This window comes from Inhella sp., from assembly GCF_041912635.1.
In the GTDB taxonomy this organism is placed as follows: Bacteria; Pseudomonadota; Gammaproteobacteria; order Burkholderiales; family Burkholderiaceae_C; genus Inhella.
Genome location: NZ_JAYRMO010000011.1, coordinates 43,093 through 67,030, shown reverse-complemented (window position 1 = coordinate 67,030; position 23,938 = coordinate 43,093). Strand labels below are relative to the sequence as shown.

The 23,938-nt window shown below is 70.4% G+C and carries 18 protein-coding genes; 6 read left to right on the top strand and 12 right to left on the bottom strand.

The features are described from left to right. The first annotated feature begins 144 nt into the window (after positions 1 to 144). Entirely contained in the window at positions 145 to 822 is a 678-nt protein-coding gene (locus tag ACE3QP_RS08535; RefSeq protein ID WP_374435191.1) for a Crp/Fnr family transcriptional regulator, read from the top strand. A 29-nt stretch (positions 823 to 851) separates the two neighbouring features. Next, positions 852 to 1,226 carry a VOC family protein gene (locus ACE3QP_RS08530; protein WP_374435188.1) on the top strand — a complete coding sequence of 125 codons (375 nt, stop codon included), beginning with the start codon at positions 852 to 854 and terminating at the stop codon, positions 1,224 to 1,226. On the opposite strand, the gene ACE3QP_RS08525 is transcribed toward ACE3QP_RS08530, so the two are convergent. The 4 genes from ACE3QP_RS08525 to ACE3QP_RS08510 form a co-directional block, all read right to left on the bottom strand. Then, positions 1,227 to 2,804 (bottom strand): diguanylate cyclase, encoded by a 1,578-nt coding sequence (locus ACE3QP_RS08525; protein WP_374435187.1) that lies wholly within the window; start codon positions 2,802 to 2,804, stop codon positions 1,227 to 1,229. 36 nt (positions 2,805 to 2,840) lie between these two features. Beyond that, the gene (locus ACE3QP_RS08520; protein WP_374435185.1) at positions 2,841 to 4,397 is read right to left on the bottom strand and encodes an FGGY-family carbohydrate kinase; all 1,557 of its coding nucleotides are present in this window, start codon (positions 4,395 to 4,397) and stop codon (positions 2,841 to 2,843) included. After that, on the bottom strand, positions 4,394 to 5,896 hold the full coding sequence (locus ACE3QP_RS08515; RefSeq protein WP_374435183.1) for an FAD-dependent oxidoreductase: 1,503 nt from the start codon (positions 5,894 to 5,896) through the stop codon (positions 4,394 to 4,396). The genes ACE3QP_RS08520 and ACE3QP_RS08515 overlap by 4 nt, the downstream gene beginning before the upstream one ends. Positions 5,897 to 6,547: 651 nt before the next feature. Next, complete coding sequence (locus ACE3QP_RS08510) at positions 6,548 to 8,152, bottom strand: FAD-binding oxidoreductase (protein WP_374435181.1); 1,605 nt, start codon at positions 8,150 to 8,152, stop codon at positions 6,548 to 6,550. A gap of 107 nt (positions 8,153 to 8,259) precedes the next feature. Here ACE3QP_RS08510 and ACE3QP_RS08505 point away from each other — a divergent pair, with 107 nt between their 5' ends. Next, the gene (locus tag ACE3QP_RS08505) at positions 8,260 to 9,324 is read left to right on the top strand and encodes an AraC family transcriptional regulator ligand-binding domain-containing protein (protein WP_374435180.1); all 1,065 of its coding nucleotides are present in this window, start codon (positions 8,260 to 8,262) and stop codon (positions 9,322 to 9,324) included. A 34-nt stretch (positions 9,325 to 9,358) separates the two neighbouring features. Here the strand turns inward: ACE3QP_RS08505 and ACE3QP_RS08500 are convergent, their stop codons facing one another. Next, the gene (locus ACE3QP_RS08500) at positions 9,359 to 11,959 is read right to left on the bottom strand and encodes a GNAT family N-acetyltransferase (RefSeq protein WP_374435178.1); all 2,601 of its coding nucleotides are present in this window, start codon (positions 11,957 to 11,959) and stop codon (positions 9,359 to 9,361) included. Next, positions 11,959 to 12,882 carry a histone deacetylase family protein gene (locus ACE3QP_RS08495; RefSeq protein ID WP_374435176.1) on the bottom strand — a complete coding sequence of 308 codons (924 nt, stop codon included), beginning with the start codon at positions 12,880 to 12,882 and terminating at the stop codon, positions 11,959 to 11,961. Before ACE3QP_RS08495 ends, ACE3QP_RS08500 begins: the two co-directional genes overlap by 1 nt. Before the next feature lie 45 nt (positions 12,883 to 12,927). On the opposite strand from ACE3QP_RS08495, the gene ACE3QP_RS08490 reads away from it, so the two are divergent. After that, positions 12,928 to 13,725: an NAD-dependent deacetylase gene (locus ACE3QP_RS08490; protein WP_374435174.1), complete on the top strand. Its 798-nt coding sequence runs from the start codon at positions 12,928 to 12,930 to the stop codon at positions 13,723 to 13,725. An 18-nt stretch (positions 13,726 to 13,743) separates the two neighbouring features. On the opposite strand, the gene ACE3QP_RS08485 is transcribed toward ACE3QP_RS08490, so the two are convergent. The 6 genes from ACE3QP_RS08485 to ACE3QP_RS08460 all read right to left on the bottom strand — a co-directional run bounded on the left by ACE3QP_RS08485 (position 13,744) and on the right by ACE3QP_RS08460 (position 18,501). Continuing rightward, a complete protein-coding gene (locus ACE3QP_RS08485; protein ID WP_374435173.1) occupies positions 13,744 to 14,862 on the bottom strand; it encodes an acyltransferase family protein in 1,119 nt (372 codons plus the stop codon). A 2-nt stretch (positions 14,863 to 14,864) separates the two neighbouring features. After that, entirely contained in the window at positions 14,865 to 15,548 is a 684-nt protein-coding gene (locus tag ACE3QP_RS08480) for a hypothetical protein (RefSeq protein WP_374435171.1), read from the bottom strand. Next, entirely contained in the window at positions 15,545 to 16,444 is a 900-nt protein-coding gene (locus ACE3QP_RS08475; protein WP_374435169.1) for an ATP-binding cassette domain-containing protein, read from the bottom strand. Before ACE3QP_RS08475 ends, ACE3QP_RS08480 begins: the two co-directional genes overlap by 4 nt. Next, complete coding sequence (locus tag ACE3QP_RS08470) at positions 16,441 to 16,827, bottom strand: GntR family transcriptional regulator (RefSeq protein WP_374435167.1); 387 nt, start codon at positions 16,825 to 16,827, stop codon at positions 16,441 to 16,443. The genes ACE3QP_RS08475 and ACE3QP_RS08470 overlap by 4 nt, the downstream gene beginning before the upstream one ends. A 280-nt stretch (positions 16,828 to 17,107) precedes the next feature. Continuing rightward, positions 17,108 to 18,103: an FAD:protein FMN transferase gene (locus ACE3QP_RS08465; protein ID WP_374435165.1), complete on the bottom strand. Its 996-nt coding sequence runs from the start codon at positions 18,101 to 18,103 to the stop codon at positions 17,108 to 17,110. A 5-nt stretch (positions 18,104 to 18,108) separates the two neighbouring features. Further along, positions 18,109 to 18,501, bottom strand: a complete 393-nt coding sequence (locus ACE3QP_RS08460; protein WP_374435164.1) for a cytochrome c5 family protein — start codon at positions 18,499 to 18,501, stop codon at positions 18,109 to 18,111. Between the two features lie 544 nt (positions 18,502 to 19,045). On the opposite strand from ACE3QP_RS08460, the gene nosZ reads away from it, so the two are divergent. Both nosZ and ACE3QP_RS08450 read left to right on the top strand, forming a co-directional pair. Continuing rightward, positions 19,046 to 20,968: a TAT-dependent nitrous-oxide reductase gene (gene nosZ, locus ACE3QP_RS08455; RefSeq protein ID WP_374435162.1), complete on the top strand. Its 1,923-nt coding sequence runs from the start codon at positions 19,046 to 19,048 to the stop codon at positions 20,966 to 20,968. Positions 20,969 to 21,221: 253 nt separating this feature from the next. Next, positions 21,222 to 23,801 carry a 4Fe-4S binding protein gene (locus ACE3QP_RS08450; protein WP_374435160.1) on the top strand — a complete coding sequence of 860 codons (2,580 nt, stop codon included), beginning with the start codon at positions 21,222 to 21,224 and terminating at the stop codon, positions 23,799 to 23,801. The last annotated feature ends 137 nt before the right edge of the window (positions 23,802 to 23,938 follow it).

Below are 23,938 nucleotides of genomic sequence, written 5' to 3'. Positions count from 1 at the left end.
TCCCTGCGCTGGCCGGCCCGGGCGCAAACAACGCCGAGGTCGCCAGCCGGGCAGCCTATTCCTGGCCCGGCGCGGCCTGCACAGCAGGAACCCTGAGAAAAGTCACGGCTACAGTCGTCGGGCTTTTGGGCGCGGAGGACTTCGATGGAAATCCTGGGCTATGTGCTGGGCGGGCTGGGCGCGGTGCTGATGCTGGCCAGCTACCTGATGAAAAGCATGATGCCGCTGCGCATCGTCGCCCTGCTGGCCTGCGTGTGCCTGCTGGCCTACGGGGCGGTGTTCAAGGCCCTGCCCACGCTGCTGCTTTACGCCGCCCTGGTGCCGATCAACATCAAGAAGGTGCTGCACATGCGGCGCCTGGTGCGCGAGATCGAGGCCACGCGCGTCGACGACCCGGTGGCCGACTGGCTGCTGCCGCACATGAAGCGGCGCGAGCACAAGGCCGGCGAGTTGCTCTGGAACAAGGGCGACCACGCCGACGAGATGCTCTACCTGGCCCAGGGCGAGCTGCTGCTGGTGGAGCATGACGAGACGCTCTGGCCGGACAGCCTGGTGGGCGAGATCGGTCTGTTCGCGCCTGACAACCGCCGCACGCTGAGCCTGCGCTGCAAGACCGATTGCGTGGTCTACACGATGTCCGGCGAGATGCTGCAGCAGCTCTACTTCCAGAGCCCCAAGCTGGGCTACCACGTGATGCGCCTGATCGTGGCGCGCCTGATGCACGATGTGGAGAAGGCCGCGGCCAAGGCGCGTGCCGCCGTGCACGCGGCACCGCGCCCGCCCGGCCCGGGCCGGGCGCCGATGCCCGCCATGCCACAGTAGCCGCCCCAACAATTCACCGGGAGCCCCCCATGATTGGCTACACCACCCTCGGCACCAACGACCTGCCCCGCGCCACCGCCTTCTACGACGAGCTGTTTGGCGTGCTCGGCATCCAGCGCATCATGGACTTCGGCCGCGGCTACGCCTGGGGCACGGGCATGGACAAACCGGGCTTCGGCGTCATGAAGCCCTATGACGGCCAGCCCGCCAGCGTCGGCAACGGCGTGATGGTGGCCCTGGTGGTGGACAGCAAGGACAAGGTGGACGCCGTGCACGCCAAGGCGCTGGCACTGGGCGGCAAGGACGAGGGCGCGGTGGGCTTCCGCGGCGAGGGCTTCTACGCCGGCTACTTCCGCGACCTGGACGGCAACAAGCTCAATGTGTTCTGCATCGTCAAGGGCTGATCAGGCCGCGCAGACCACGCGGTTGCGCCCCTGCTGCTTGGCCTGGTAGAGCGCCGCATCGGCGCGTGAACTCAGCGCGCTGAAATCCTCGCCCGGCACGCGCTGGGCCAGGCCCACGCTGACGCGCACCGGTGCCAGGCCGGGCGCCAGCGCCGCCCAGTCCTGCGCCATCACGGCCTGACGCAAGCGCTCGGCAATGGCCAGGGCCGCGGCCCCTTCGGCCCCGGGCAGCAGCAACACGAATTCCTCGCCCCCCAGGCGCGCCAGCAGATCGCCCTGGCGCAACTGCGCGCCCAGCACCTGCACGAGCTGGCGCAGCACCGCATCGCCCACGGGGTGGCCATGCTGGTCGTTGACCTGCTTGAAGTGGTCCACGTCCACCAGCAGCAGGGCCAGCGGCGCCTCGCGCTGGCCCCAGAGCGGCACGGACGCCTGCTGCAGGCCCAGGCGGTTCAGGGCGCCGGTCAGCGGGTCGTGCAGGGCGGCGTCTTCCCAGGCGCGGGCGCGGTCGCGCAGGCCGTCGGCTTCGCGGCGGCTGCGCTCCAGTTCCTCGAACAGACTGGCGCTGCGCGTCAGCAGCTGCACGCGCTGGGCCAGCTGGCGCTTCCAGTGGCGCACGCCCTGGCGCGCCCAGTCCAGCGCGGCCTCGGCCTGGCCGGCGGCCTGCTCCAGGTGAACCCCTTCGTCCAGGATGCGCCCGCGCACATGCGGCAGCTGGGATTGCGTGGCCAGCTGCTCGGCCTGTTGCAAGTGCTGGCGCGCCTCATCCAGCCGACCCAGGCGGCGCAGCGCCACGGCGGTGCCGAACAGGGCCTCGGCATGCATCGAAGGGTGGGCAGCGGTGAGGGTCTCGGCGCGCTCGAACACCGGCAGGGCTTCTTCCACGCGGCCCAGCTCCAGCAGGCCAAAACCCAGGCTGCTGCAGGCAAAGCCGGCGTGGGCCTGCAGCCCCGCCTGCAGCGCCAGCGGCAGCGCGCGCTCGGCGTACGCCATGGCCAGCCGGGCCAGCACGCCGCGGCGTTCGGCCTGATCGGCCTCGTCGCGGTGCCAGCTTTCGTCCACGCAGGCGTAGGCCAGGTTCACCAGGGCCACCACCACACCGCGCGGGTCGGCCTGCTCCTCGGCCAATTCCAGGCAGGCCTGCAGGGCCACCCGCGCCGGCTCGAACTGCTCCAGCATGGCCAGCAGCGTGCCCTGCGTGCCCAGGGCCTTGCGGCGGCCGGGCGAACGCGGCGCGTCTTCGGTGAGCGCGAGTGCGCGCGCCGCCCAGCCCAGGCCGCGCTCGGCATCGCCCAGCATGCCCAGCGCATAGGCCAGGCCGGTGTAGACCCAGTCGAGCCGCGGCGCCAGTGCGCTGTGCTCCAGCTCGTGCAAGCAGGGCACCAGGCGCTGCAGCGAATCCTGCACATGGCCCTGCTGGATGGCGACGACCGCCTGCAGCGCCACGCCCAGGGCCTGGTTCAGCGGCGAGGGAGCTGAAGCAGCGGCATGCCAGTCCTGCGCAGCGCCGGCCACATCGCCGGCCTGGGCACGCGCCAGCACGGCCTCGCGCAGGGCCTCTGTCGCCTGTTCGTCCATCGCTCCCTCGGTGTTCTTTGCGGTCAGGCGCGATTCTCAGCCCGCCCGGCCGCCACCGATGCGCAGCATCTCCTGGTACAGGGGTTTCAGGCGCCCATACATCGGGCGGTAGACCGAGCCGTAGTACTGGTCGTACAGATCGGCCGCGGCCGGGTTGGGCTGGAACCAGCGGGTCACGCGGGTCATCTCGCGCACGGCGGTGGGGAAGTCGGCGTGCAGGCCCAAGCCCACGGCGGCGTCCATGGCCGCGCCCAGGCCCGAGGTCTCGTGCGTGTGCGGGCGGGCCACCGGCAGGCGGAACACATCGGCGGTGAGCTGCATGGCGGCGTTGCTTTGCGAGCCGCCGCCGCTGACGCGCAGCTCTTTGAGCTGGAGGCCGGCGCGCTTCTCCAGCCGCTCGCGCCCGCCGCGCAGCGCGTAGGCCAGGCCTTCCAGGATGGCGCGGTACAGATGCGCGCGGGTGTGCTGCTCGCTGAAGCCGATGATGGCGCCGCGCGCCTCGGGGCCGGGCTCGCGGATGCCGGGGCTCCAGGTGGGCTGGAGCGTCAGGCCCAGCGAACCCGGCGGTACCTGGGCCACCAGCTCGTCGAACAAGGCCTCGGGCGCCACGCCCAGGCCCTCGGCCAGCGCGCGCTCGGGGTGGCCGAACTGCTCCTTGAACCAGCTCACCAGCCAGAAGCCGCGCGTGATCTGCACCTCGACGCTGTAGTGGCCTGGCACCGCAGCCGGATAGGGCGGCACAAAGGCCGTGTGCTCCAGGTAGCGCGGGCTGGTGAGGTTGATGGTGGCGGTGGTGCCGTAGCTCAGCGCGCCCACCTCGGGCGCCAGCGCGCCCGAGCCGAGGATCTCGCAGGCTTTGTCGGCCGCGGCGGCCAGCACCGGCGTGCCGGCCGGGATGCCGCTGGCGGCGGAGGCGGCTGGCGTCACCTGGCCGATGGCGCTGCCCACTGGCAGCAGCTCGGGCAGCTGCTCGGGCCGCACGGCCAGGGCCTGCCACTTCCAGTCGCTGCTCGGGGCCCAGGCGTGGCGCTTGTAGTCGAAGGGCAGGTAGGCCACCTGGCTGCCGATGCTGTCGGCAAAGCGGCCGGTGAGGCGCTGGTTCAGCAGGCCGCTGAGCAGCATGAATTTGTGGGTGCGGGCGTGCAGTTCGGGTTCGTGCTGGGCCCACCAGTTGACCGGCGCGGCGCGCTGGAAGCCGTCGATGGTGCCGGCCACGCCGGCGAGCGCGAAGGCGGCGCGCCACCAGGGGGCGATGCGCGGCAATGCATCCGCTCGGCGCTGATCCAGCCAGATGACGGCCGGGGCCAGGCAGCGGCCATCGGCATCCATCGGCACGAGTGAACCGCGCTGGGTGGTGACAGAAACGCCGGCCAGGCGCTGGCGCCACGGCGGTTGCTCGGCCCAGAGGCGCTGGCAGCAGCTGGCGGCGGCCAGCCAGAAGGCCTCGCCGTCATGCGTCATCCAGCCCGGGTGTTCGCGCTGGTAATCGGTGAAGACCTGCTGCTGGCGACCCAGCAGCTGGCCCTGCAGATCGAACAGCAGGGCGCGCACGGACTGGGTGCCGAGGTCAATGGAGAGCAGCAGATCCTTCAAGCGAACACTCCGTGTTGGCTCCGCGCGAGCGCCAGGTAGCGCTCAGCTTCTTGCGCGAAGCGCGCGGCGTCCCAGCCCAGCAGTTCCTGGCAATGCGGACGCAGGGCCGGCAGCAGGCCGGCGCCGAAATCGGGCTGCAGCAGCCCCAGGCGGGTGCGGCGCAGCAGCAGGTCGTCGAGATGGTGCACCTGCTCATGCTGCAGGCTGTGGCGCAGCTCGCCGATCAGGGTTTGCGTGCCCGGCAGCGGCGCGCCGCCCTGCGCCAGCACGGCGGGCGCCAGCGCGCCAAAGCGGCCGCGCAGGCGCCGGGCCTGGGCGGGCTCCAGCGGCAGCGCGGCGCCGCCAGCGGGCATCAGGATCTGCGCGCCGCTTTCCGCGCGCAGCCCCGGCAGCCAGGGGCGCGCCGCCTGCAAGGCCTGGCGCGCCATCACGCGGAAGGTGGTGAGCTTGCCCCCACCCACGGCCACCAAGCCTTGGTGGGCGAGCACCAAATGCTCGCGGCTCTCTTCCGAGGGCTTGAGCCCCGCGCCGCTGGCAATGACTGGGCGGATGCCGGCCCAACTGCTGCGTACATCGGCCGCTTGCACGGAAGCGCGCGGGAACTGCGCGTTCAGGCCGCGCAGCAGGTAGTCGAGTTCCGGTTGCGTGAGCCGGGGCTCCTGCGCCAGGTGGGCGTGGTCTTCATCGGTGGTGCCCACCAGCAGCGCGCCCTGCCAGGGGTAGGCGAACACGGGTCGGCCGTCGTCGGGGTGGGCCCAGGCCACGGCACAGGCCAGCGGCAGGCGCCACAGCGGCAGCAGCAGGTGCGAGCCGCGCAGCGGCCGCAGCTGGGGCGCGGGCAGGCCCAGCTGCGCGGCCAGCGGGCCGAGGTAGGCGCCGGTGGCGGCGATCACGGCCTGGCAGTCGATCGTCTGTTCGAAGCCGTTCGCCCCGCGCAAGCGCGCCCCGCGAACCTGGCCTTGCGCGTCGCGCAGCAGCTCGGTCAGTTCGGTGCGGTTGCTCAGCTGCGCGCCATGGGCCTGGGCTTCCTGCAGCACGCGCAGGGTCAGCCTTGCATCGTCGGTGCTGGCGTCTTCATACAGGCTGGCGCCTGCTTGGGCGCGCAGGCCAGGGGCCAGCCATTGCACGGCCTCGGGTGTTGCCAGGGCGCGCGTGCGGCGGCCGGCCAGGCGGTCGTACAGCCACAGGCCGGCCTGCATGGTGCGCGGACCGGGTTTGCTGCCTGGGTTGTGCGCCATCAGAAAGCGCAGGGGCTCCACGAGGCCGGGGGCATCCTGCAGCAGCTGTTCGCGTTCCTGCAGCGACTCTTTCGTCAGATGCAGCGCACCCTGCTTCAGGTAGCGCAGGCCGCCGTGCACCAACTTGCTGCTGCGGCTGCTGGCACCCCAGGCGAAGTCGTTTGGCTCGATGAGGAGCACCTTCAGGCCGCGGCGGGCGGCTTCGAGGGCGCAGCCGGCGCCGGTGATGCCGCCGCCGAGGATGAGAAGGTCGAACTTCATGCCTGGACTCGTTTGGTATCGCCCAGAGCCCGCAGGGGCTTCACCCCTGCACCCGACCCCCTTTTCTTTGCTTCGCCAAAGAAAAGGGGGGAAAAGAAAGGCGACCCCGATGCCTGCGCCCCTCGCCTGCGGCGAGGGGTTCCCTGCGGTGCGCGAAGAGCGGGCCCTGGCGCAAAACTCGCTGCGTTCGCTGCGCTCACTCCGCTCAAACAGTTGCGCCAAGTCAGAGCACGAGGCGCGCTGCGCGCGCGGGCCCACTCTTCTGTGCTCCTCGGCTTGGCATAGGGGGAACTCCAAACAGCCAACAGCCGAATGCGGAGCAGCCCCGACTGACTCCATCGCGCTCTTTTCCGGCTGCTGGCTGCTTGGCTGTTCGGGCTGCTGCCCCTATGCGCTGCCGAGCAGCGCAGCTTGGCTGGGCAGCGCGCGCCAGCGCGCGTTCCATTCATGCTCGGCCCGACTGTCTGAGCGGAGCGAACGCAGTGAGCGCAGCGAGTTTCGGGCCGGCCCAGGCAAGCGAGCAGCGCAGGGGACCCCTTGGCGAAGCCAAGGGGCTGCGCATCGGGGCTTGACCTTTTGGTTCCTTTTGGGTCAAGCCAAAAGGAACTCGCCTGCCGGGGCGAGACCCGGCGGGCTGCACCGACCAGCAACTCACTCATCGCCAGCAATCAGATTGCCGCTACCCAACAAGCGAGCGGGATCGAAATGGCGAACCATCGAAGCAATCGCCGCCACCCCACCCGCACCCTTCTCGGCCACGAGATACGACGCATGGTCGCGCCCCACCCCGTGCTGGTGGCTGATCGTGCCCCCTTGCGCAACGATGGCCTCCGACACCGCCGCCTTCAAGGCCACCCAGCGCGCCCGGCTCTCCTCCGCCGAAGCACCAATCCGGAACACAAAGGTCGAGTACACCGAAGACCCGGTGGCATACACATGCGAGAGATGCGTGTACGCATGGCAGCGTTCGCCAAAGCGCGCCAGCGCCTCGCGCCCGGCCGTCTCGATGGCGTTCACCATGGCCGTGGTGCCGCCCCAGGGTATGGCGGTCTCCATCGTGTCCACCATGTAGCCGGCCTCCCACAGCGCATTGCGCAGGTACACGCCCGCAAAGCGCTTGGCCGCCCACTTCTTGCCCAGCAGCTGGCCGGTGGACACGCCGCCAAACCGGCGCAGCAGCGCCAAGGCCTCGCGCCGTGCGACGCGCACCTGGGTAGCTGAGCCGGTGAGGCCCACGAACAGCAGCACCTTGCCGTCACTACAGCCGCGCCAGCTCAAGAACCGCTCCAGCCAGGCAATCTGCCCCGCATGCCCGGCCAGGCGCAGCGTGGTGTCGGTTTCCACCGCATTGGCCAGGCGCAGCATGGAAAGCGGCACGCGCGCCTGCGCCAGCTCGCGCACCGCGGCCAAGCCGGCGTCCCAGCTGGGCAGGAAGACCCCGAGGAAGCGCTCGCTCTCGGGCAGGCGCTGCACGCGCACCGTCACATCGGTCAGCACGCCGATGCGGCCCTCGCTGCCCAGCACCCATTCGCGCAGGTCCGGCCCGGCCGCGCTGGCCGGCAGCGGCGGAATCAGCAGCTCGCCGCCCGGCGTCAGCAGGCGGCCGCCGGCAAACCATTGTTCGGCGCGGCCGTAGCGCAGCGACTGCTGACCCGAGCTGCGCGTCACCACCCAGCCGCCCAGCGAGGCGTACTCGAAGCTCTGCGGGAAGTGGCCGAGCGTGTAGCCCTGCGCGCGCAGTTGCGCCTCCAGGTCCGGGCCCAGCACGCCGGCCTGGAAGTCGGCCAGCTGGGCCTCGCGGTTCAAGGCGGTGAGCGCGCGCAGGCGCGTCAGGTTCAGGGTCAGCACGGCGCGGGGCTCGTCGGCCGCCGGGCTCAGGTGCCCCACCACCGAGGTGGCGCCGCCGCAGGGGATCACCAGCAGGTTCTGCGCGGCCGCCCAATCCAGCAGCTCGCGCACCTGCTCGCGGCTCTCGGGAAAGGCCACGCCGTCGCTGACGCGGCCGATGGCGCCAAAGCGCAGCGCAATCCAGTCGCCCAGGCTCTGGCCGTAGCTGCTGCGCAGGCGCGCCTCGGGGCTGCGGTCCACCAGCGGGTGTGTGGGAAGGCGGCTGGGCGGAATCTGCGCGCATACCGCCTCCAGCGAAGCGTCCTGGGGCGTCAAGCCAGCGCCGATGCGTTCCTGCAAGAACGCCAACGCCTCCGGCGCCAGCGTGGCCGCCACCGTGTCATCGCCCCAACCGTTCCAACGCCGCATCATGCCCTCCTGAGTGGAGCGGCATGCTAGGAACAAGCGCCGCTTTAAGCTTGCGCGCCGCCGCCAAGGCGCTTTGTGAAATCGCGCCAAACCGCCCGCCACGCCGCATGCATCACGCCCACGACCACAGCGCCGCCGAACTCGGCCTGCCTCCCCTGGCGCAAGCCCGGGTGGCCGCCGCCTATGCGCAGGCGGCGCTGGACGAGGCCGTGGCGCTCGGCATCGAGGCCGGCGTGCCGGCCGGCGAAGACCTGCCGGTGCGCAGCTACATCGAGCTGCTGGAGCGCGGCGGCGCGGCCGTGCCGGATTTCGGCCTGCGCGTGGGCGCACGCATGAAGGCCAGCCATTTCGTCGCCTACGGCCATGTGCTGCTTTCTTGCGCGAGCTTTGGCGACGCCGTGCAGCAAACCCGCCGCTTCGAGGGCCTGGCGCACGAGCTGGGCCGCAGCGAGCTGGTGCTGCAGGGGCAAGAGGCCGTCTACCTCTGGCATTGCCCCTGGCTGCACAGCCTGCCCAGCCGCCAGCTGCCCGAATCGGTGATGGCCAGCATCCTGGCCTTCACCGCCTGGTTGGCCGGGCGCCGTCTGGCCGTGCACGAACTCGCCTTCCCCCACCCAGAACCGGCCGACCCGGTGCTGCGCCGCCGCCTGGACGACTGGTTCGGCCTGCGCGTCAGCTACGGCGCGCCGGTCACCCGTGCGCGCTTCGACGCCGCCCTGCTGCAAGAACCCATCCCCGGCGCCGACCCCGCCCTCTTTCCGCTGCTGGAGCAACGCGCCGCCCAACTGCTGGCCGCCCGCCAGCAGGCCCTGGCCCAGCAGGCCCCCAGCGAAGCCGCCTGGCTGCAGGCCGTGCGCGCGCAGATTGCCGAACGCCTGGCCCAGGACGGCGCCCGCGTTGGCGAAGTGGCGCTGGCGCTGGCGGTGTCACCGCGCACCCTGCAGCGCCGCCTGGCCGAGGCCGGCTCCAGCTTCCAGGCCCTGCTGGACGCCACCCGCAAGGAGCTGGCCGCGCAGTACCTGCGAAACCCCTCCATCAGCTTGACTGAGACGGCCTTTCTGCTCGGCTATGCGGAGCAGAGCAGCTTCAACCATGCGTTCCGGGCTTGGTTTGGGTGCACGCCGCAGCAGTGGCGGGGGCGGAGCCCAAACCTGCCCCTTGCGCCGGGCTGATGGGTTCACCGCGGCGGCTTGCGGCCGGCGCGCCTCAAAGCAGCTTCGTCACCTCGCGGAAATCCGGCTCGTCCTCACAAGCCTCCACACTGAACCCCAGCCCCTTCACCAGCTTCAACATCGCCGTGTTGGCCTTCAGCACCAGGCCGTCCAGCCGCTCCAGGCCCTGCTCGCGGGCCACGGCGAAGAGCGACTCCATCAGCCGCGAGCCCAGGCCCTGGCCGGCGAAGGCGTCGGCAATCAGGAGCGAGAACTCGGCACTGCGGCCGTCGGGGTGGGTGGTGTAGCGGGCCACGCCGGCGATCTGCTCGTCGGCATCAGGCCCGGCGCGGTGCAGCGCCAGCAGGGCCATTTCGCGTTCGTAGTCGATCAGCGTGAAGCGCGCCAGCATCTTGGGCGGCAGCTGCGTAAGCGTGGCGGCGAAGCGGTTGTAGCGGCTCTCGGGCGAAAGGCCGGCCACCAGGGCCTGCAGGCGCTCGGCGTCGTCGGGCTGGATGGCGCGCACCTGGCACAGGCGCCCGTCGCGCAGCGCCACGGTGTGCGCCAGCTGCACCGGGAAGGGCTTGATGGCCAGGTGCCGGTAGGCCGCCCCCACGGGCGCCGTGGGTTCGGCCGCCAGCACGATGCGCGCGTCCACCGCCACGCAGCCTTGTTCGTCGGCCAGCACGGGGTTGATGTCCATCTCGCGCAGCTGCGGCAGCTCGCAGGCCATTTCGGAGACGCGCATCAGCAGGGCTTCGAGCGCGTCCATCTGCACGGCGTTGGCGCCGCGCCAGGGGCCGAGCAGCTTGGCCACGCGGGCGCGCTCGATCAGCTGCCGCGCCAGGAAGCGGTTCAGCGGCGGCAGCTCCATGGCGCGGTCGTTGATCAGCTCCACCAGGGTGCCACCGGCGCCGAACACGATCACCGGGCCGAAGGGCGGTTCATGCACCAGGCCGATGTGCAGCTCGCGCGCCTGGCGCGTGCGCGCCATGGGCTGCACGGTCACGCCCAGCTCCTTCAGCTGCGGGGCGTGCTGGCGCACGCGCGTGAGCAGCAGTTCGAAGCCGTCGCGCACGGCCAGGGCATTGCGCAGGTCCAGCAGCACGCCCTCGACATCGCTCTTGTGCGTGATGCCTTCGTCGTCGATCTTCAGCGCCACCGGGAAGCCGATCTGCGTGGCGATCATCATGGCCTCGTGCGCGCTGCGCGCCTTGAGCGTGCCGGTCACCGGGATGCGGAAGGCCGCCAGCAAGGCCTTGCTCTCCATCTCGGTGAGCAGGCTGCGGCGCTGCGCCAGCACGGTATCGATCAAGAGGCGCGCGCCGTCCAGATCGGGCGCGGGCAGGGGCGAGAGGGGCGCGGGCACCTGCTCCAGCAGGTGCTGGTTGCGGTGGTAGCTGGCCAGGTGCGCCAGCGCGCCCACGGCCGCCTCGGGGGTGCGAAAGCTCGGGATGCCGGCCGCGCCCAGCTGGGTGCGGGCCTCGGCCGCCACGCCCTCCCCCATCCAGCAGGCCAGCAGGGGTTTTTCCAGCTCGGGGCGCACTTGCAGCAGGGCCTCGGCGCAGGCCGTGCCGGGGCTGCCGGGGAGCGGGGCGTGCAGGGCCAGCACGGCGTCGGTGTCGGCACGGTTTTGCAGGGCGCGCACGGCCTCGCGGTACTGCTCTGGGTTGCCGTCGGGGCTGAGGTCGTGCAGGGCGCTGACCTGCAGGCCGACGCGCTCGGCCCAGTCGGCCGCCAGCACGGCCGCGCCGCCGCCGTTGCTGACCAGGCCCAGGCCATGCTCCACCGTGCGGCCGCGCCGCCCCAGCACGCCCAGGGCCTTGGCGGCGGCAAAGAGCTCGGCCGATGCGTTGACGCGCACCGCGCCGGCACGGCGCAGCGCAGCGTCAAACACCTCGTCGCGCCCGGCCAGTGCGCCGCTGTGGGTTTGGGCCACGCGCTGGCCTTCATCGCGCCGGCCGGTCTTCAGCACCAGCACGGGCTTGGCATGGGCGGCCAGGCGCAGGGCACTCATGAAGGGCCGTGCCGCGCTCAGGCCTTCCAGGTGCAGCACGATGGAATGGGTGTGCGGGTCCGCGGCCAGATAGAGCAGCAGGTCGGCCAGGTCCACGCCCGGGTGCGGCCCCAGGGCGACGACGCTGGAAAAGCCCACACCGCTGGCGTTCGCGCCCTCCAGCAGCGCGGCGCACAGCGAACCCGATTGCGAGAGCACCGCCAGGCCGCCGGGCCGCACCAGCGGGCCGATCAGGCTGGCGTTGAGGCCTAAGCGCGGGTTCTGCAGGCCGCTGCAGTTCGGGCCCAGCAGCGGCAGGCCCTCGCGGGCGGCAATCTCATGCAGCTGGCGCGCCAGCGCCACGTCCAGATGACTGCCCAGGATCAGCGCGCTGCGGCAGCCGATGCGGCTGGCCAGCTCCAGCGCACCGGCCAGCTCGCCCGGCGGCAGGGCCAGCACGGCCAGATCGGCACAGGCCTGCGCCAGCTCGGCCAGCGTGCCGCTGCGCTGCACGTCCAGCAGGGTGAACTCGCCCTCGAAGCGCTGCGACTTCAGGTGCGCCAGCAGCAGCTCGGCCGCGGCGCTGCGCTGGCCCTCGGGGCTGGTCAGCACCACCAGCGAACGCGGTGCCATCAGGGGAGTCAGCGGATGGGGATTCATCAAGCCTCCACCAAAACACGCAAGTGCGCCGCGGCACTGCGCGCCAGCGCCGAGAGCGAGTAGCCGCCCTCCAGGCAGGAGACGATACGCCCGCCGCAGCTGGCGCGCGCCTGCGCCAGCAGCTGCTGGCTCAACCACAGGTAATCGGCCTCGCTCCAGCCCAGGTTGCCCATGTCGTCCTCGCGGTGGGCGTCAAAGCCGGCCGAGACGACGATCAGCTCCGGCGCGAAGCGCGCCAGTGCGGGCAGCCAGTGCGTTTCAATGGCCGCGCGCATGGCCGGCCCGCCGCTGCGCGCGGGCAGTGGGGCCAGCACCACGTTGGCCGCGGGCGGGCTGGTGTCGCGGAAAGGGAAGAGATCGGCCTGGTAGCTGGAGCACAGCAGCACGCGCTCGTCGCCGGCCCAGATGTCCTCGCTGCCGTCGCCGTGGTGCACGTCGAAGTCCACCAGGGCCACGCGCTGAAGGCCGTGCTCGCTGAGCGCCTGGGCCACGGCCACGCTGGCGTTGTTGAAGAAGCAAAAGCCGCTGCCGCCATGCCGGCCGGCGTGGTGCCCGGGCGGGCGCACGGCGCAGAAGGCGTTGGGAGCCTGACCACTCAGCACCAGGTCCACCGCGTGGGCAGCGGCGCCGGCGGCGCGGCGCGCGGCGCGCAGGGTGAAGGGGTTGACGAGGGTGTCGGCGTCCAGGCGCGCATAGCCCTCGGCGGGGATCAGGTCTTGCAGGCGGTAGAGCCAGGCAGCGTCGTGCACGCGCAGCAGCTGGGTGTCGCTGGCCTCGGGGGCATCCACCGGCTGCACGCAGTCCAGCAGGCCCTTGATGAGCAGGTGATCGTTCAGCGCCGCCAGGCGTTCCGGGCACTCGGGGTGGTCGGGGCCCATCACATGGCGTTCGCAGTCGGGGTGGGTCAGGTAGGCCGTCAGCATGGTGGCCCCATTCTTGACCTGGGTGCATTGCGCCAAACTGACGCCATGGACGAATGGGAACAAGCGGCCGGCTGGATTGCCGATGCGGAACTGCTGGTGGTGGCGGCCGGTGCCGGCATGGGGGTGGATTCCGGCCTGCCGGACTTCCGCGGCAACGAGGGCTTCTGGAAGGCCTACCCCGCGCTGCGCGGCCACAGCTTTGTGGGGATGGCCAACCCGCGCGGCTTTGCGCAAGACCCGGCGCGCGCCTGGGGCTTTTACGGCCACCGCCTGGCGCTGTACCGGCGCACGCAGCCGCACGCGGGCTTTGGCCTGCTGCGGCAGTGGGGTGAGCGCTTGCCACTCGGCGTGACGGTGTTCACCTCGAACGTGGACGGGCAGTTCCAGCGCGCCGGCTTCGACGAGGTTTACGAGTGCCACGGCTCGATCCACCACCTGCAGTGCACGACGCCCTGCGGCGAGGCGATCTGGCCCGCCGAGGGCTTCGAGCCGGTGCTGGACGCGACCGACTGCCGGCTGCTGAACGAGCCGCCCCGCTGCCCCGGGTGCGGCGCGCTGGCGCGGCCCAACATCCTGATGTTCGGCGACGGCGCCTGGCTGGATGCGCGCAGCGCCCAGCAGCAGCTCCGCTTGGAGGCGCGGCTGCGCAAGGCGGGGCGCATCGTGGTGGTGGAGCTGGGCGCGGGCACCGCCGTGCCCTCGGTGCGGCATTTCAGCGAGACCCTGGTGCATCGGCGCGAGGCGCGGCTGGTGCGCATCAATCCGCGCGAGGCGCAGGTGCCGCCCGGGCAGATCGGCCTGGCCTGCGGGGCCTTGGAAGGCCTGAGCCGCCTGCAGCCCTGAGCGCGCTTTCGCTGCGCCTCAGGCCACTGCCTGCGGCCGGGGCGAACGGCCCAGCAGCCAGCGCCCCAAAGCCCCACGCCGCACGCCCATCTCAAAGCTCAGCAGGCCGATGGCCAGCGTGGCCACCACGGCGAGTGGCAGCTTGAGATACCAGGGCCAGGGCTGATCCATCCAGGCGAACTGCAGCGCGAACAGCACCGGCAGGTGCACCAAGTAGATCCAGTACGAGGCGTCGGCCAGGTGGCGCAGCGGCGCATGGCGGATGTTCAGCAGGCGCTGGCCCAGGCCCAGCAGTGCCAGGGTCAGCCACACGCTGGCGCAGGCCGACACCAGGCCCATCAACAGCCCGGCCTGGGCCCGCGCGGGCCACAGCAGCAGCAGGAAGGCCGCACAGGCCAGGCCCCCGGCGCCCCCCAGCAGACCGAGCGTGCGCGCCTGCACCAGCGCCGGCAGGTGCGGCCCGGCGCAGTAGCCGAAGACGAAGAAGCCGCCGTAACACACCAAGGCCCAGAACTGGGGCAGCAGGCTTTCCGGCGCGGGATGCGGGGCACTGACGCTGGCCAGCGCCGGCGCCAGCAGCAGGGGCAGCCCGAGCAGCCAGGCGCGCAGCGGCAGGCGCTGCAGCCACGCGCCCAGGGCGGGCGGCAGCAGCTGGCGCGCCACCCAGATCAGCAGCGTGAACAGCAGCAGGTAGTACAGGAACCACAGATGCCCGGTGCCTGGGGGCGGCAGCGGGTGGCCGGCCGCCTGGGCCTCGCGCAGCCAGCGCAGCAGCGGGGACGGCTGCTGCACATGGACCACCGCCTGCTGCACCAGCGCGCCCATCACCCCGTGCAGCAGCGGCACGCCCAGCACCAGCGGCACCAGCAGGCGGCGCGCGCGGTCGCGCATCAGCCCACCCATGCCGCGCCGCGCCAGGGTGTGCGCCGCAAAGTAGCCCGCCAGCACGAAGAACACCGGCACGCGCACCAGGTGCAGCGGCCACAGCACAGCGTCCAGCCACGCCACCTGTGCGGCATCGGCCGTGGGGAAGAAGGGTTGCACCAGCGGGCTGTGCGCCAGCGCGGCGTGGAACAGCACGCCCGCCAGCATGGCCAGGGCGCGCAGGTTGTCCAGCGCCAGGTTGCGCGGGTCCATCGTCAGAAAAAGGCCTGCTTGCGCAGATGGCGCCAGCCCGCATACGCCAGCAGGGCCAGGCTGCCCAGGCCCTGCAGCGCCAGGATGCTCAGGGCCTGCCAGCTCCACACCACCGTGTCGCCCTGCCAGTGGCGGGCGATGTCGGGGATCTGGCTCAGGCCCGCCAGGAAGGGGTTGATCAGCGCCGAGCTGCTGATCATGGCGAAGATGTTCCAGCCCTCCGACTCCACCTGCAGGGCCACGCACAGCGCCACGCAGTAGGCCAGCAACATGTGACCGCACAGCAGCAGCACCAGGGTCAGCAGGCCATCGGGCACGGGCGTCCAGAGCGTGACGGCCACCGCGCCAGCGGCCAGCAGCCCGAAGGGCACGCCGAAGGTCACCAGATTGCCCACCAGCTTGGCGAGGTAGAAGTCCAGCGGCGCCACCGGCAGGCTCATCACGAAGGCCAGGGTCTTTTCCTTGCGCTCGTTCAGCACCGAGGTGCTGATGGCAAAGCAGGACACCGCCACCATGACGATGATGAGCAGCAGCGAGCCCAGGTAGAAGCTCCAGCGCGTGGCGTGCCCGATCAGCGCCAGCGCCAGCAGGCCCGCCGCCACATAGGCCGCCAGCTGCTTTTCGAACAGCTGCCAGTCCTTCACGACCAGGGCCCGGATGGCCGGGAGGTTGAGTGAGGCCTTCATGCGGGTACTCCTTGGGCCGGCGTGGGCCGGCGCACGGTGGTGACGAAGATTTCTTCCAGGCTCATGGGTTCGCACTGCTGCGGCTGCAGGCCCTCGCCAATCAGGCGCTGCAGCAGGGCCTCGCTGTGCTCGCTCACACGCAGCTCCAGCAGTGCCCCATTGCGGCGCAGCTGCGCCACCTCGGGCCAGGCGGCCACGTGCTCGCCCAGAGCCCCCAGGCCCACGATGCGGCGCCAGCGGCTGAGGTAGCTCTCGCGGTCCTCGCAGGCCAGCAGGCGGCCGGCATGCAAAAAGCCGATGGCGTCGGCCAGGCGTTCCACCTCCGCCGTCTGGTGCGAGGAGAACACCACGGTGCGGCGCTCGTCCTGCAGCACATCGGCCAGGGCCTCCAGCACCTCGGCGCGCGCCACCGGGTCCAGCCCGGTGGTGGGTTCGTCCAACAGCAGCAGGCGCGGGCGGCGCGCCAGGGTGAGCAGCAGCAGGGCCTTGACGCGCTGGCCATGCGAGCAGCCCGCGAGCTTTTGCTCGGCACGCAGGTCAAAGCGTTGCAGCAGGTGCGCGGCATAGGCCGCGTCCCAAGCCGGGTAGAGGCCGCGCATGAAGTCCATATGCCAGGCCAGGGTTTGCGTGCCGTAGAGGCGCATGTCCTCGCTCGCCAGCCCGAGCTGCTGCTTGACGCGCACCTGCTCCGCCGGCATGGGCAGGCCCAGCACCTCGATCTGCCCGGCATCCGGCAGCGTGAGCCCGGCCAGCAGGCGCAGCAAGGTGGTTTTGCCCGCCCCGTTGACGCCGATCAGACCCAGGATCTGCCCCTCGGGCAGGTCCAGGTCCAGCGGGCCGAGGGCAAAGGGCGCGTAGCGCTTGCACACGCCCTGCAGGGAAAAGGCCAGGGTCATGAGGGGTCTCCTTCGGGTTGGCGCTCGGTGATCAATTGCTGCAGCTCCTGCGCCGTGCAGCCCAGGCGCCCGGCCGTGGCCCAGAGGGCATCGATCTGCCCCAGCAGCTCGTTGCGCAGGTGGGCGCGGGTCGAGTCGGTGCTTTCAGCCACTAGGGAGCCCTTGCCATGGCGGGTGACGATCACCCCGGCGTGCTCCAGCTCCAGGTAGGCCCGCTTCACGGTGATGACGCTGACGCCGTTGGCCGCCGCCAGCTCGCGGATCGAAGGCAGTGCGCTACCCGGCGGCCAGTCCCCCGCCAACACCTTGGCGGTGACCTGGTCCACGATCTGCCGGTACATCGGCGTCGCGGAGGCGGTGGAAAGAAACAGCTGGGCGCTCACCGGATCGACTACTGTGCATATGCGACATACACAGTATATACAGATGAGCCTTGGAGACCCGCACGCCGCGCCCCGATGCCCACCGCTGGGCCGGCATCACTCACACCCGTGAGCGCCACCGCGACCCTCGGTCCGGCGCAAGAGGCGTCGCTATCGAAGCTTCAGAAGTTGGCAACGCAACCGGCCCGCGCAGCGGGCCAGCTTTGACGTATTGCGAACAGGCGCTGGGGCTCAGCGCCATGGACCGCAGGGAGCACTTCGGGCGAGAGCGCCCGTGCGTTCAGCCCAAGGTCACCATGGCATCACCCCCTGCATGCCAGCGCCGCCCATCGGCGCGCACCAGCAAGGCCTCCACACCCGCCGGCAACAGGCTGGGATCGGGGCCGCGCAGCATCAGCGCGGTGCCCAGTCCGTTCAGGGCCGCCACGTCACGCCCGAGCAGGCTGACGCCATGCACGCCAACGCTGGGCCAGCCGCTGCGGGGGTCCAGGATGTGGTGGTAGCGGCGCCCGCCCTGCTCGAAGCAGCGCTCGTAGTCGCCCGAGGAGACCACCCAACCGCCATCGGCCAGCGGGACGCTGCCCAGCAGCTGCTGCGGCTGCAGCGGGTCACGCAGGCCCACCTGCCAGGCGTGGCCCTGGTTCTGGCCGATGGCCAAGATGTCGCCACCGCCGTCGATGAGTGCATGACGCACCCCGGCGCGTTGCAGCACCGCCATGCCCGCGGCCAGGATCGGCAACTTGGCGATGCCGCCCAGATCCAGGCGCATGCCCGGACGGTTCAGCAGCACCTGCGCGCCGTCGATCTCGATGGCGCGCCAATCCACCGCGCGGCGCTGCGCCGCCAGGCGCTCGGCCGGTGGCATGCTCTGGGCGCCATCGAACCGCCAGTCGCTGTAGGCGCCCACCGTCACGTCGAAGGCGCCGCCGCTGCGCGCCGACAGCCGCTTGGCCTGCTGCAGCAACTCGCGCAGCTCGGCCGGCACGGCCAGCGGGCGCCGGCCCGCCTGGGCCGCCAGCGCGGCCACCGGGTTGTCGCCGCGGTAACGGCTCAGCAGGGCTTCCAGGCGCGCCATCTCGGCCCAGGCCGCTGCCACCGGCGCGGCCAGATCGGCCAGCTCGGAGGCAGAACCCGGCAGCAGCAAACTCACGCGCGTGCCCATCAACACGCGCTGCTCGCGCCGCATCTCACCAGCGCGCAGCGCCGCCTGCGTGGCCGGGGCCAGCAGGCTCAGGGCAACGGCACCGAAGACACCAAAACCGCGGCGCGAGAGCATAGTCTTCACTTCGATTGGTTGACCATGTAGTCGACCGCGGCCTTGACCTGTTCATCGGTCAGCGAGGCCCCGCCGCCACGGGCCGGCATTGCGCCCTTGGCGCCGTTGAAGCCCTCAATCGCGTGCTTGTAGAGGGTGTCATTGCCCTGCGCGATGCGCGGACCCCAGTCGGCCTTGTCACCCGGCTTCGGTGCGCCGGCCACGCCGGCGCTGTGGCAGAGCGCGCAGGTCTTGTTGAAGACGGACTTGCCGAGCTCGTTGTCCGCCGCCGGGGCCGGTGCGGGGGCGGCAGCAGGGGCCGGCGTGGCGGCCGGTGCGGCCGGGGCCGCGGCTTCTTCCTTCTTGCCGCAAGCGGACAGCAGGACCAGTAGTGCCAGAGCAGCGCTCAGGTGTTTCATGGGTTTGTCTCCGTGATGAGAGTTCTCAGTGAACGCGCGCATTGTGGGCGGCGCGGGAAAGCCGCGCCATTGCTCTGGATCAAGCCCCCGCAAAGACCCGCACTCCGGTCAAAGGCTTGATCTGAGTCATGGAAGCCCGGGGGCATTGAGCGAACGATGCGCCCCCAAGATGAGCTCTCGGCCCACACCCCCGCCCCGAACCCTGACCCGCCTGCGCGGTCTGGCGGCCTGGGCCTTGGGCTTGTGGCTGCTGACCCTGGGCGTGGCAGTGGCCGCGCCACTGATGGAACCGCTGCATGGCCCGACCTGCCATGCCGCCGCGGCCGACGACCAGATCCCCGGACCGGACGGCCGCGTGCACTGCGCCGCCTGCCTGCCCCTGTTGGCCCCCCCTTCCCCCTGGCAGCCGACGCCAGCACCGAACCCTCCGCCGCAAGCCCGGCCCGAGCCCGTTCTGGCTGCGTGCGCGCCCGCTACACCCGCCTGGCAACCCCCGCTGCGGGGCCCGCCCACCCTTTCCTGACCCCCACCCCAAGGTGACACCATGACTGACAAGAAGACTGAATCGCTGCAAGAAGCCACGCCGGAGTTGGGGCGTCGCCGCTTCTTCAACACCACCGCGCTGGTGGGTCTGGCCGGCCTGGCCGCCTGCACGGAAAAGCCCGCCAGCGGCGGTGCGTCGGCGGCTTCGGCACCGGCCGCCGGCAGCCATGGCGCGGCCAATGCCAGCCACCTCAAGCCGGGCGAGCTGGACACCTATTACGGCCTGTGGAGCGGTGGCCACACCGGCGACATGCGCGTGCTCGGCCTGCCCTCGGGCCGCGAGTTGCTGCGCATCCCCTGCTTCGTGCCGGACGCGCTGGTGGGCTGGGGCCACACCAACGAGTCCAAGAAGATCATGGGCACGAAGGCCGACGGCAACCTGCGCTACTCGGTGGGTGACACCCACCACACGCACGCCTCCTACAAGGACGGCAACTACGACGGCCGCTACGCCTGGATCAACGACAAGATCAACAGCCGCATCGCGCGCATCCGTCTGGACTACTTCGTCTGCGACAAGATCACCCAGCTGCCCAATGTGCAGGGCTTCCACGGCATCTTCCCGGACAAGCGCGACCCGGTGGACCCGGCCATCAACTACACCACCCGCGTGTTCTGCGGCGGTGAGTTCAGCATCCCCCTGCCCAACGCCGGCACCGACGACGCCAAGCAGTACCACTCGCTCTTCAGCTGCGTGGACGCCGAGACGATGGAGCTGCGCTGGCAGGTCATGATCGACGGCAACTGCGACCTCGTAGCCACCAGCTACGACGGCAAGCTGGCCGCGACCAACCAGTACAACACCGAGATGGGCGCGAAGTACGAGGACATGATGTCCGCCGAGCGCGACGCCTGCGTGTTCTTCAACATCGCCCGCATCGAAGAGGCCGTCAAGGCCGGCAAGTTCAAGACCATCGGCAGCTCCAAGGTGCCGGTGGTGGACGGCACCCGTGCCGCCAATGCCGACGCCAAGAGCGCGCTGACCGCCTACGTGAGCGTGCCCAAGAACCCGCACGGCGTGAACGCCAGCCCGGACCAGAAGTACTTCATCTGCGCCGGCAAGCTCTCGCCCACCGCCACGGTGATCGAGCTGAGCAAGGTGCTGGAGTGGTTCGACGGCAAGCTGGAGAAGCTGGACGGCGCCATCGCTGCCGAAGTGGAACTGGGCCTGGGCCCGCTGCACACCGCCTTCGACGGCCGCGGCAACGCCTACACCACCCTGTTCCTGGACAGCCAGGTGGTGAAGTGGAACGTCGACAAGGCCATCGCCTTCCACAAGGGCGACAAGAACGCCAAGTACGTGGTGGACCGCATCGACGTGCACTACCAGCCCGGCCACATCAATGCCTCGCAGAGCGAGACCGTGGCGGCCGATGGCAAGTACCTGGCCGTGGGTTGCAAGTTCTCGAAGGACCGCTTCCTGCCCGTAGGCCCGCTGCACGCCGAGAACGAGCAGCTGATCGACATCAGCGGCGAGAAGATGGTGTTGATGGCCGACCACCCGGTGCGCGGCGAACCGCACGACTTCATCATCTTCAAGCGCGAGTTGCTCAAGCCCAAGCAGGTCTACAACCTGGACGACTTCCCGCATGCGGTGAAGGACCCGAAGGAGTCGGGCGTGACGCGCAACGGCAAGAAGGTCACGGTGAAGATGACCTCGCAGGCCCCGGCCTTCAGCCTGCGCGAGTTCAAGGTGAAGAAGGGCGACGAGGTCACGCTGATCCTGACCAACCTCGACAAGGTGGAAGACCTGACGCACGGCTTCGCCATCCCGGGCCACAACGTCAACTTCATCGTCAACCCGCAGGAGACCGCCTCGGTCACCTTCACCGCCGGTGATCCGGGCGTGTACTGGTGCTATTGCACACACTTCTGTCACGCCCTGCACCTCGAAATGCGCACCCGCATGATTGTTGAGGCCTAACCATCCCCCCCGAAGCGCCTTCGGCGCCCTACGGGCCAGGTTGGGCCAGTGGCCCAACCCCTCGGCAGGCACAAACGGCCCACAGGGCCCTTTGTGTCCGGCCTCGGCCCCCCAGGGGGCGCCACGAGTGGCCCGGCAAAGCCGGTTCCACCGTGGCACTGGATCCCGGAGGCGCTTCGTGGGTTTTTCTGGAACAGGGAGAGTTTGTGTGCCGACTCGAGCCCGGAACGCAAGCTGTACAACGATGCCGGTAATGCACTTCATCGCGGCCCTCGTGGCCGCGTTTTTTCTTCTGATCGGCGCGGCCTTCGGCCAGGCCTACGAGGCCAAGCTGCCCGATGACCTGAGCAGCCACCCCATGCTGTGCGAGCGCGTGGCCTGCACCGAGGTGTTTCCGGGGGCCACGCGCTTCTCCGCCCGCAAGGGGCAGCCGCCCTTTGTGGAGGCCTACGACGCGCAGGACCAGCTGCTGGGCTACGTGCTGCTCTCCACCGACATCACCGACACGCCGGCCTACTCCGGCAAGCCGGTGGTGACCCTGATCGGCATGGACAAGGCCGGCCGCTTTGTCGGCTTCAAGGTGCTGAAGCACTCCGAGCCCATCCTGCTGCTGGGCATCCCCGAATCGGCCCTCACCAAATTCCACGACCAGTACAAAGGCCACAACGTGGCCGAGAACCTGGAGGTGGGCAGCGGCGGCAGCGGCGCCACGCATCTGGACGCGATCTCGGGCGCCACCGTCACGGTGATTGCGCAGAACCAGGTCATCACCACCGCCGGCCAGGCCGTGGCCGCGCAGGTCGGCATCCTGCCGCCCACCGTGCGTGAACCGGCGCGCTTTGCCAAGAGCGGCAAGACGCCCAGCTGGGCCGAACTGGTAGACGAGGGCGCGGTGCAGCGCCTGGTCGTCACACCCCAGCAGGTGGGGCTGCCGCCGTCGGGGGAGCCCTTCATCGAACTGTGGTTCGGCAGCCTGGACCACCCCGAGATTGGCGCCGCGTTGCTGGGCAAGGCCGGCTTCGAGAGCCTGCGCAGCCGCTTGAAGGAACACGAGCACGCGCTCTTCATCGTGCGCACCGCCGGGGCCGAAAGCTTCAAGGGCTCGGGCTTCGTGCGCGGCGGCATTTACGACCGCATCCAGATCAAGCAGGGCCGCGACCTCTTCACCTTCCGCGACACCGATTACCTGAACCTCTACGCGCTGGAGGCGCCGGGCGCGCCCGAGTACAGCGAGGCGGCGATCTTCATCCTGCGCTCCAAGGCCTTCTCGGCCGCCCACCCCTGGAAGCTGAACTTTCTGGGCAACCGCGTGGACCGTGCCACCGGCCAGCGCAGCTTCGCCAACTTCGAGCAGCGCTACTGGCTGAGTGACGCCCGCCTGGAAGGCGGCCGCCCCCAGGTCGAGGAAGAAACGGCGCCCTGGAAGAAGGCCTGGGCCGCACGGCCCGGCGCGTTGATCGGCTTCATCGCCCTGCTGCTGGCCACGGCCCTGGTCTATTCGCAGCGCGAGCGCCTCACGCGCCTCTCGACCCACAAGAACAAGTGGCCGGTCAATGCCTTCAAGTACACGGCCTGGGCGCTCTCCATCTTCTTCGTCGGCTTCGGCCTGCTGGCCCAGCCGTCGATCACCCAGGTGCTGACCTGGTTCCACTCGCTGCTGTTCCAGTGGCAGTGGGAGCTGTTCCTCTCGGACCCCTTCATCTTCGTGTTCTGGGTCTTCATCATCGTCACCACTTTTGTGTGGGGGCGCGGCCTGTTCTGCGGCTGGCTCTGCCCCTTCGGCTCGTTGCAGGAAGGGCTGTACAAGGTGGCCGGTCTGCTGGGCCTCAAGAAACTGCAGCGCGCGCTGCCCAAACCCCTGCACGACCAGCTGAAGAACCTGAAGTACTTCATCTTCTTCGGCCTGTTTGGCATCTCGCTGGTGTCGATGACCCTGGCCGAGCTGCTGGCCGAGGTGGAACCCTTCAAGACCACCTTCCTGGTGGGCGTGATGAACCGCAGCTGGCCGTATGGCCTGTTCGTGGCCCTGATCCTGGGCGTGGCGCTCTTCATCGAGCGGCCCTACTGCAAGTACCTCTGCCCGCTCGGCGCCTCGCTGGCCCTGCCCTCCACCTTCCGCTGGTTCGGGCTGCGCCGCAAGGCCGAATGCAACAGCTGCAAGGCCTGCGCCAAGGGTTGCGGCTCGCTGGCCATCGACGTGCATGGCCGCATCGACCACCGCGAGTGCCTGCACTGCCTGGATTGCATGGTGCTCTACACCGACACGCACGCCTGCCCGCCGTTGGCCAAGGAGCGCAAACAGCGCGAGCGCGAGGGCCAGCCACTGACGGCCATCGACCGCCAGGGTTACTTCATCCCCATCGTGCCAATAGTGCCGGTGGAAAAGCTCAAGCCCATCCCGGCCGAGAAGGACCCGCGCGCCGCCACCGAACCCGTGGCCCCGCCCCACCTGGCGCGCGAGTTCAGCCTGGCCTGGCTGTGGGCCGAGGCGCGCCATCACTTGTCGCCCTGGAGCGTGGACGGCTGGCGCAGCGCCAAAGCCCTGCAGATCGCCGGCATCGGCCTGGCCGTGGCGGCCAGCCTGGCCTGGGTGTTCGCTTGGCAAAGCAAGCTGTCGGCCGCGGCGGTGGTGGGCTGGTGGATTGGCTGGAGCGTGTACGAAGTGCTGCTGCGCAAGCAGGGCATGAGCTTCGTCAAGGACGGCCCGTGGTGGAAGGCGCACTATCGCGCCGCCACCTGGATGGACATGATTGCCTACGTCGGATTCAAGAACCTGCTGATCGGTGCCGCGCTGTATCTCAGCCTGCAGGCGCTGGGGAGGCTGGTGCCGTGAAGCCCCCTACTGCTGCTTCTGCCTCGATGCAGCCCCCGGGCGCGCTTGCTCATTGGGGGTCTCGTCATCGCAGAGAGCCCGTGATGGTTTGCGGTGGTCTAGTCGGCCGGTACTCCGGCCAGCTTAGCGGGCAGGTT

Excerpts from the sequence above, each read along its gene's own strand:
- ACE3QP_RS08535 (WP_374435191.1), top strand. The coding sequence starts at position 145 with ATGGAAATCCTGGGCTATGTGCTGGGCGGGCTGGGCGCGGTGCTGATG.
- ACE3QP_RS08530 (WP_374435188.1), top strand. The coding sequence starts at position 852 with ATGATTGGCTACACCACCCTCGGCACCAACGACCTGCCCCGCGCCACC.
- ACE3QP_RS08525 (WP_374435187.1), bottom strand. The coding sequence starts at position 2,804 with ATGGACGAACAGGCGACAGAGGCCCTGCGCGAGGCCGTGCTGGCGCGT.
- ACE3QP_RS08515 (WP_374435183.1), bottom strand. The coding sequence starts at position 5,896 with ATGAAGTTCGACCTTCTCATCCTCGGCGGCGGCATCACCGGCGCCGGC.
- ACE3QP_RS08510 (WP_374435181.1), bottom strand. The coding sequence starts at position 8,152 with ATGCGGCGTTGGAACGGTTGGGGCGATGACACGGTGGCGGCCACGCTG.
- ACE3QP_RS08505 (WP_374435180.1), top strand. The coding sequence starts at position 8,260 with ATGCATCACGCCCACGACCACAGCGCCGCCGAACTCGGCCTGCCTCCC.
- ACE3QP_RS08500 (WP_374435178.1), bottom strand. The coding sequence starts at position 11,959 with ATGAATCCCCATCCGCTGACTCCCCTGATGGCACCGCGTTCGCTGGTG.
- ACE3QP_RS08495 (WP_374435176.1), bottom strand. The coding sequence starts at position 12,882 with ATGCTGACGGCCTACCTGACCCACCCCGACTGCGAACGCCATGTGATG.
- ACE3QP_RS08490 (WP_374435174.1), top strand. The coding sequence starts at position 12,928 with ATGGACGAATGGGAACAAGCGGCCGGCTGGATTGCCGATGCGGAACTG.
- ACE3QP_RS08485 (WP_374435173.1), bottom strand. The coding sequence starts at position 14,862 with ATGGACCCGCGCAACCTGGCGCTGGACAACCTGCGCGCCCTGGCCATG.
- ACE3QP_RS08480 (WP_374435171.1), bottom strand. The coding sequence starts at position 15,548 with ATGAAGGCCTCACTCAACCTCCCGGCCATCCGGGCCCTGGTCGTGAAG.
- ACE3QP_RS08475 (WP_374435169.1), bottom strand. The coding sequence starts at position 16,444 with ATGACCCTGGCCTTTTCCCTGCAGGGCGTGTGCAAGCGCTACGCGCCC.
- ACE3QP_RS08465 (WP_374435165.1), bottom strand. The coding sequence starts at position 18,103 with ATGCTCTCGCGCCGCGGTTTTGGTGTCTTCGGTGCCGTTGCCCTGAGC.
- ACE3QP_RS08460 (WP_374435164.1), bottom strand. The coding sequence starts at position 18,501 with ATGAAACACCTGAGCGCTGCTCTGGCACTACTGGTCCTGCTGTCCGCT.
- nosZ (WP_374435162.1), top strand. The coding sequence starts at position 19,046 with ATGACTGACAAGAAGACTGAATCGCTGCAAGAAGCCACGCCGGAGTTG.
- ACE3QP_RS08450 (WP_374435160.1), top strand. The coding sequence starts at position 21,222 with ATGCACTTCATCGCGGCCCTCGTGGCCGCGTTTTTTCTTCTGATCGGC.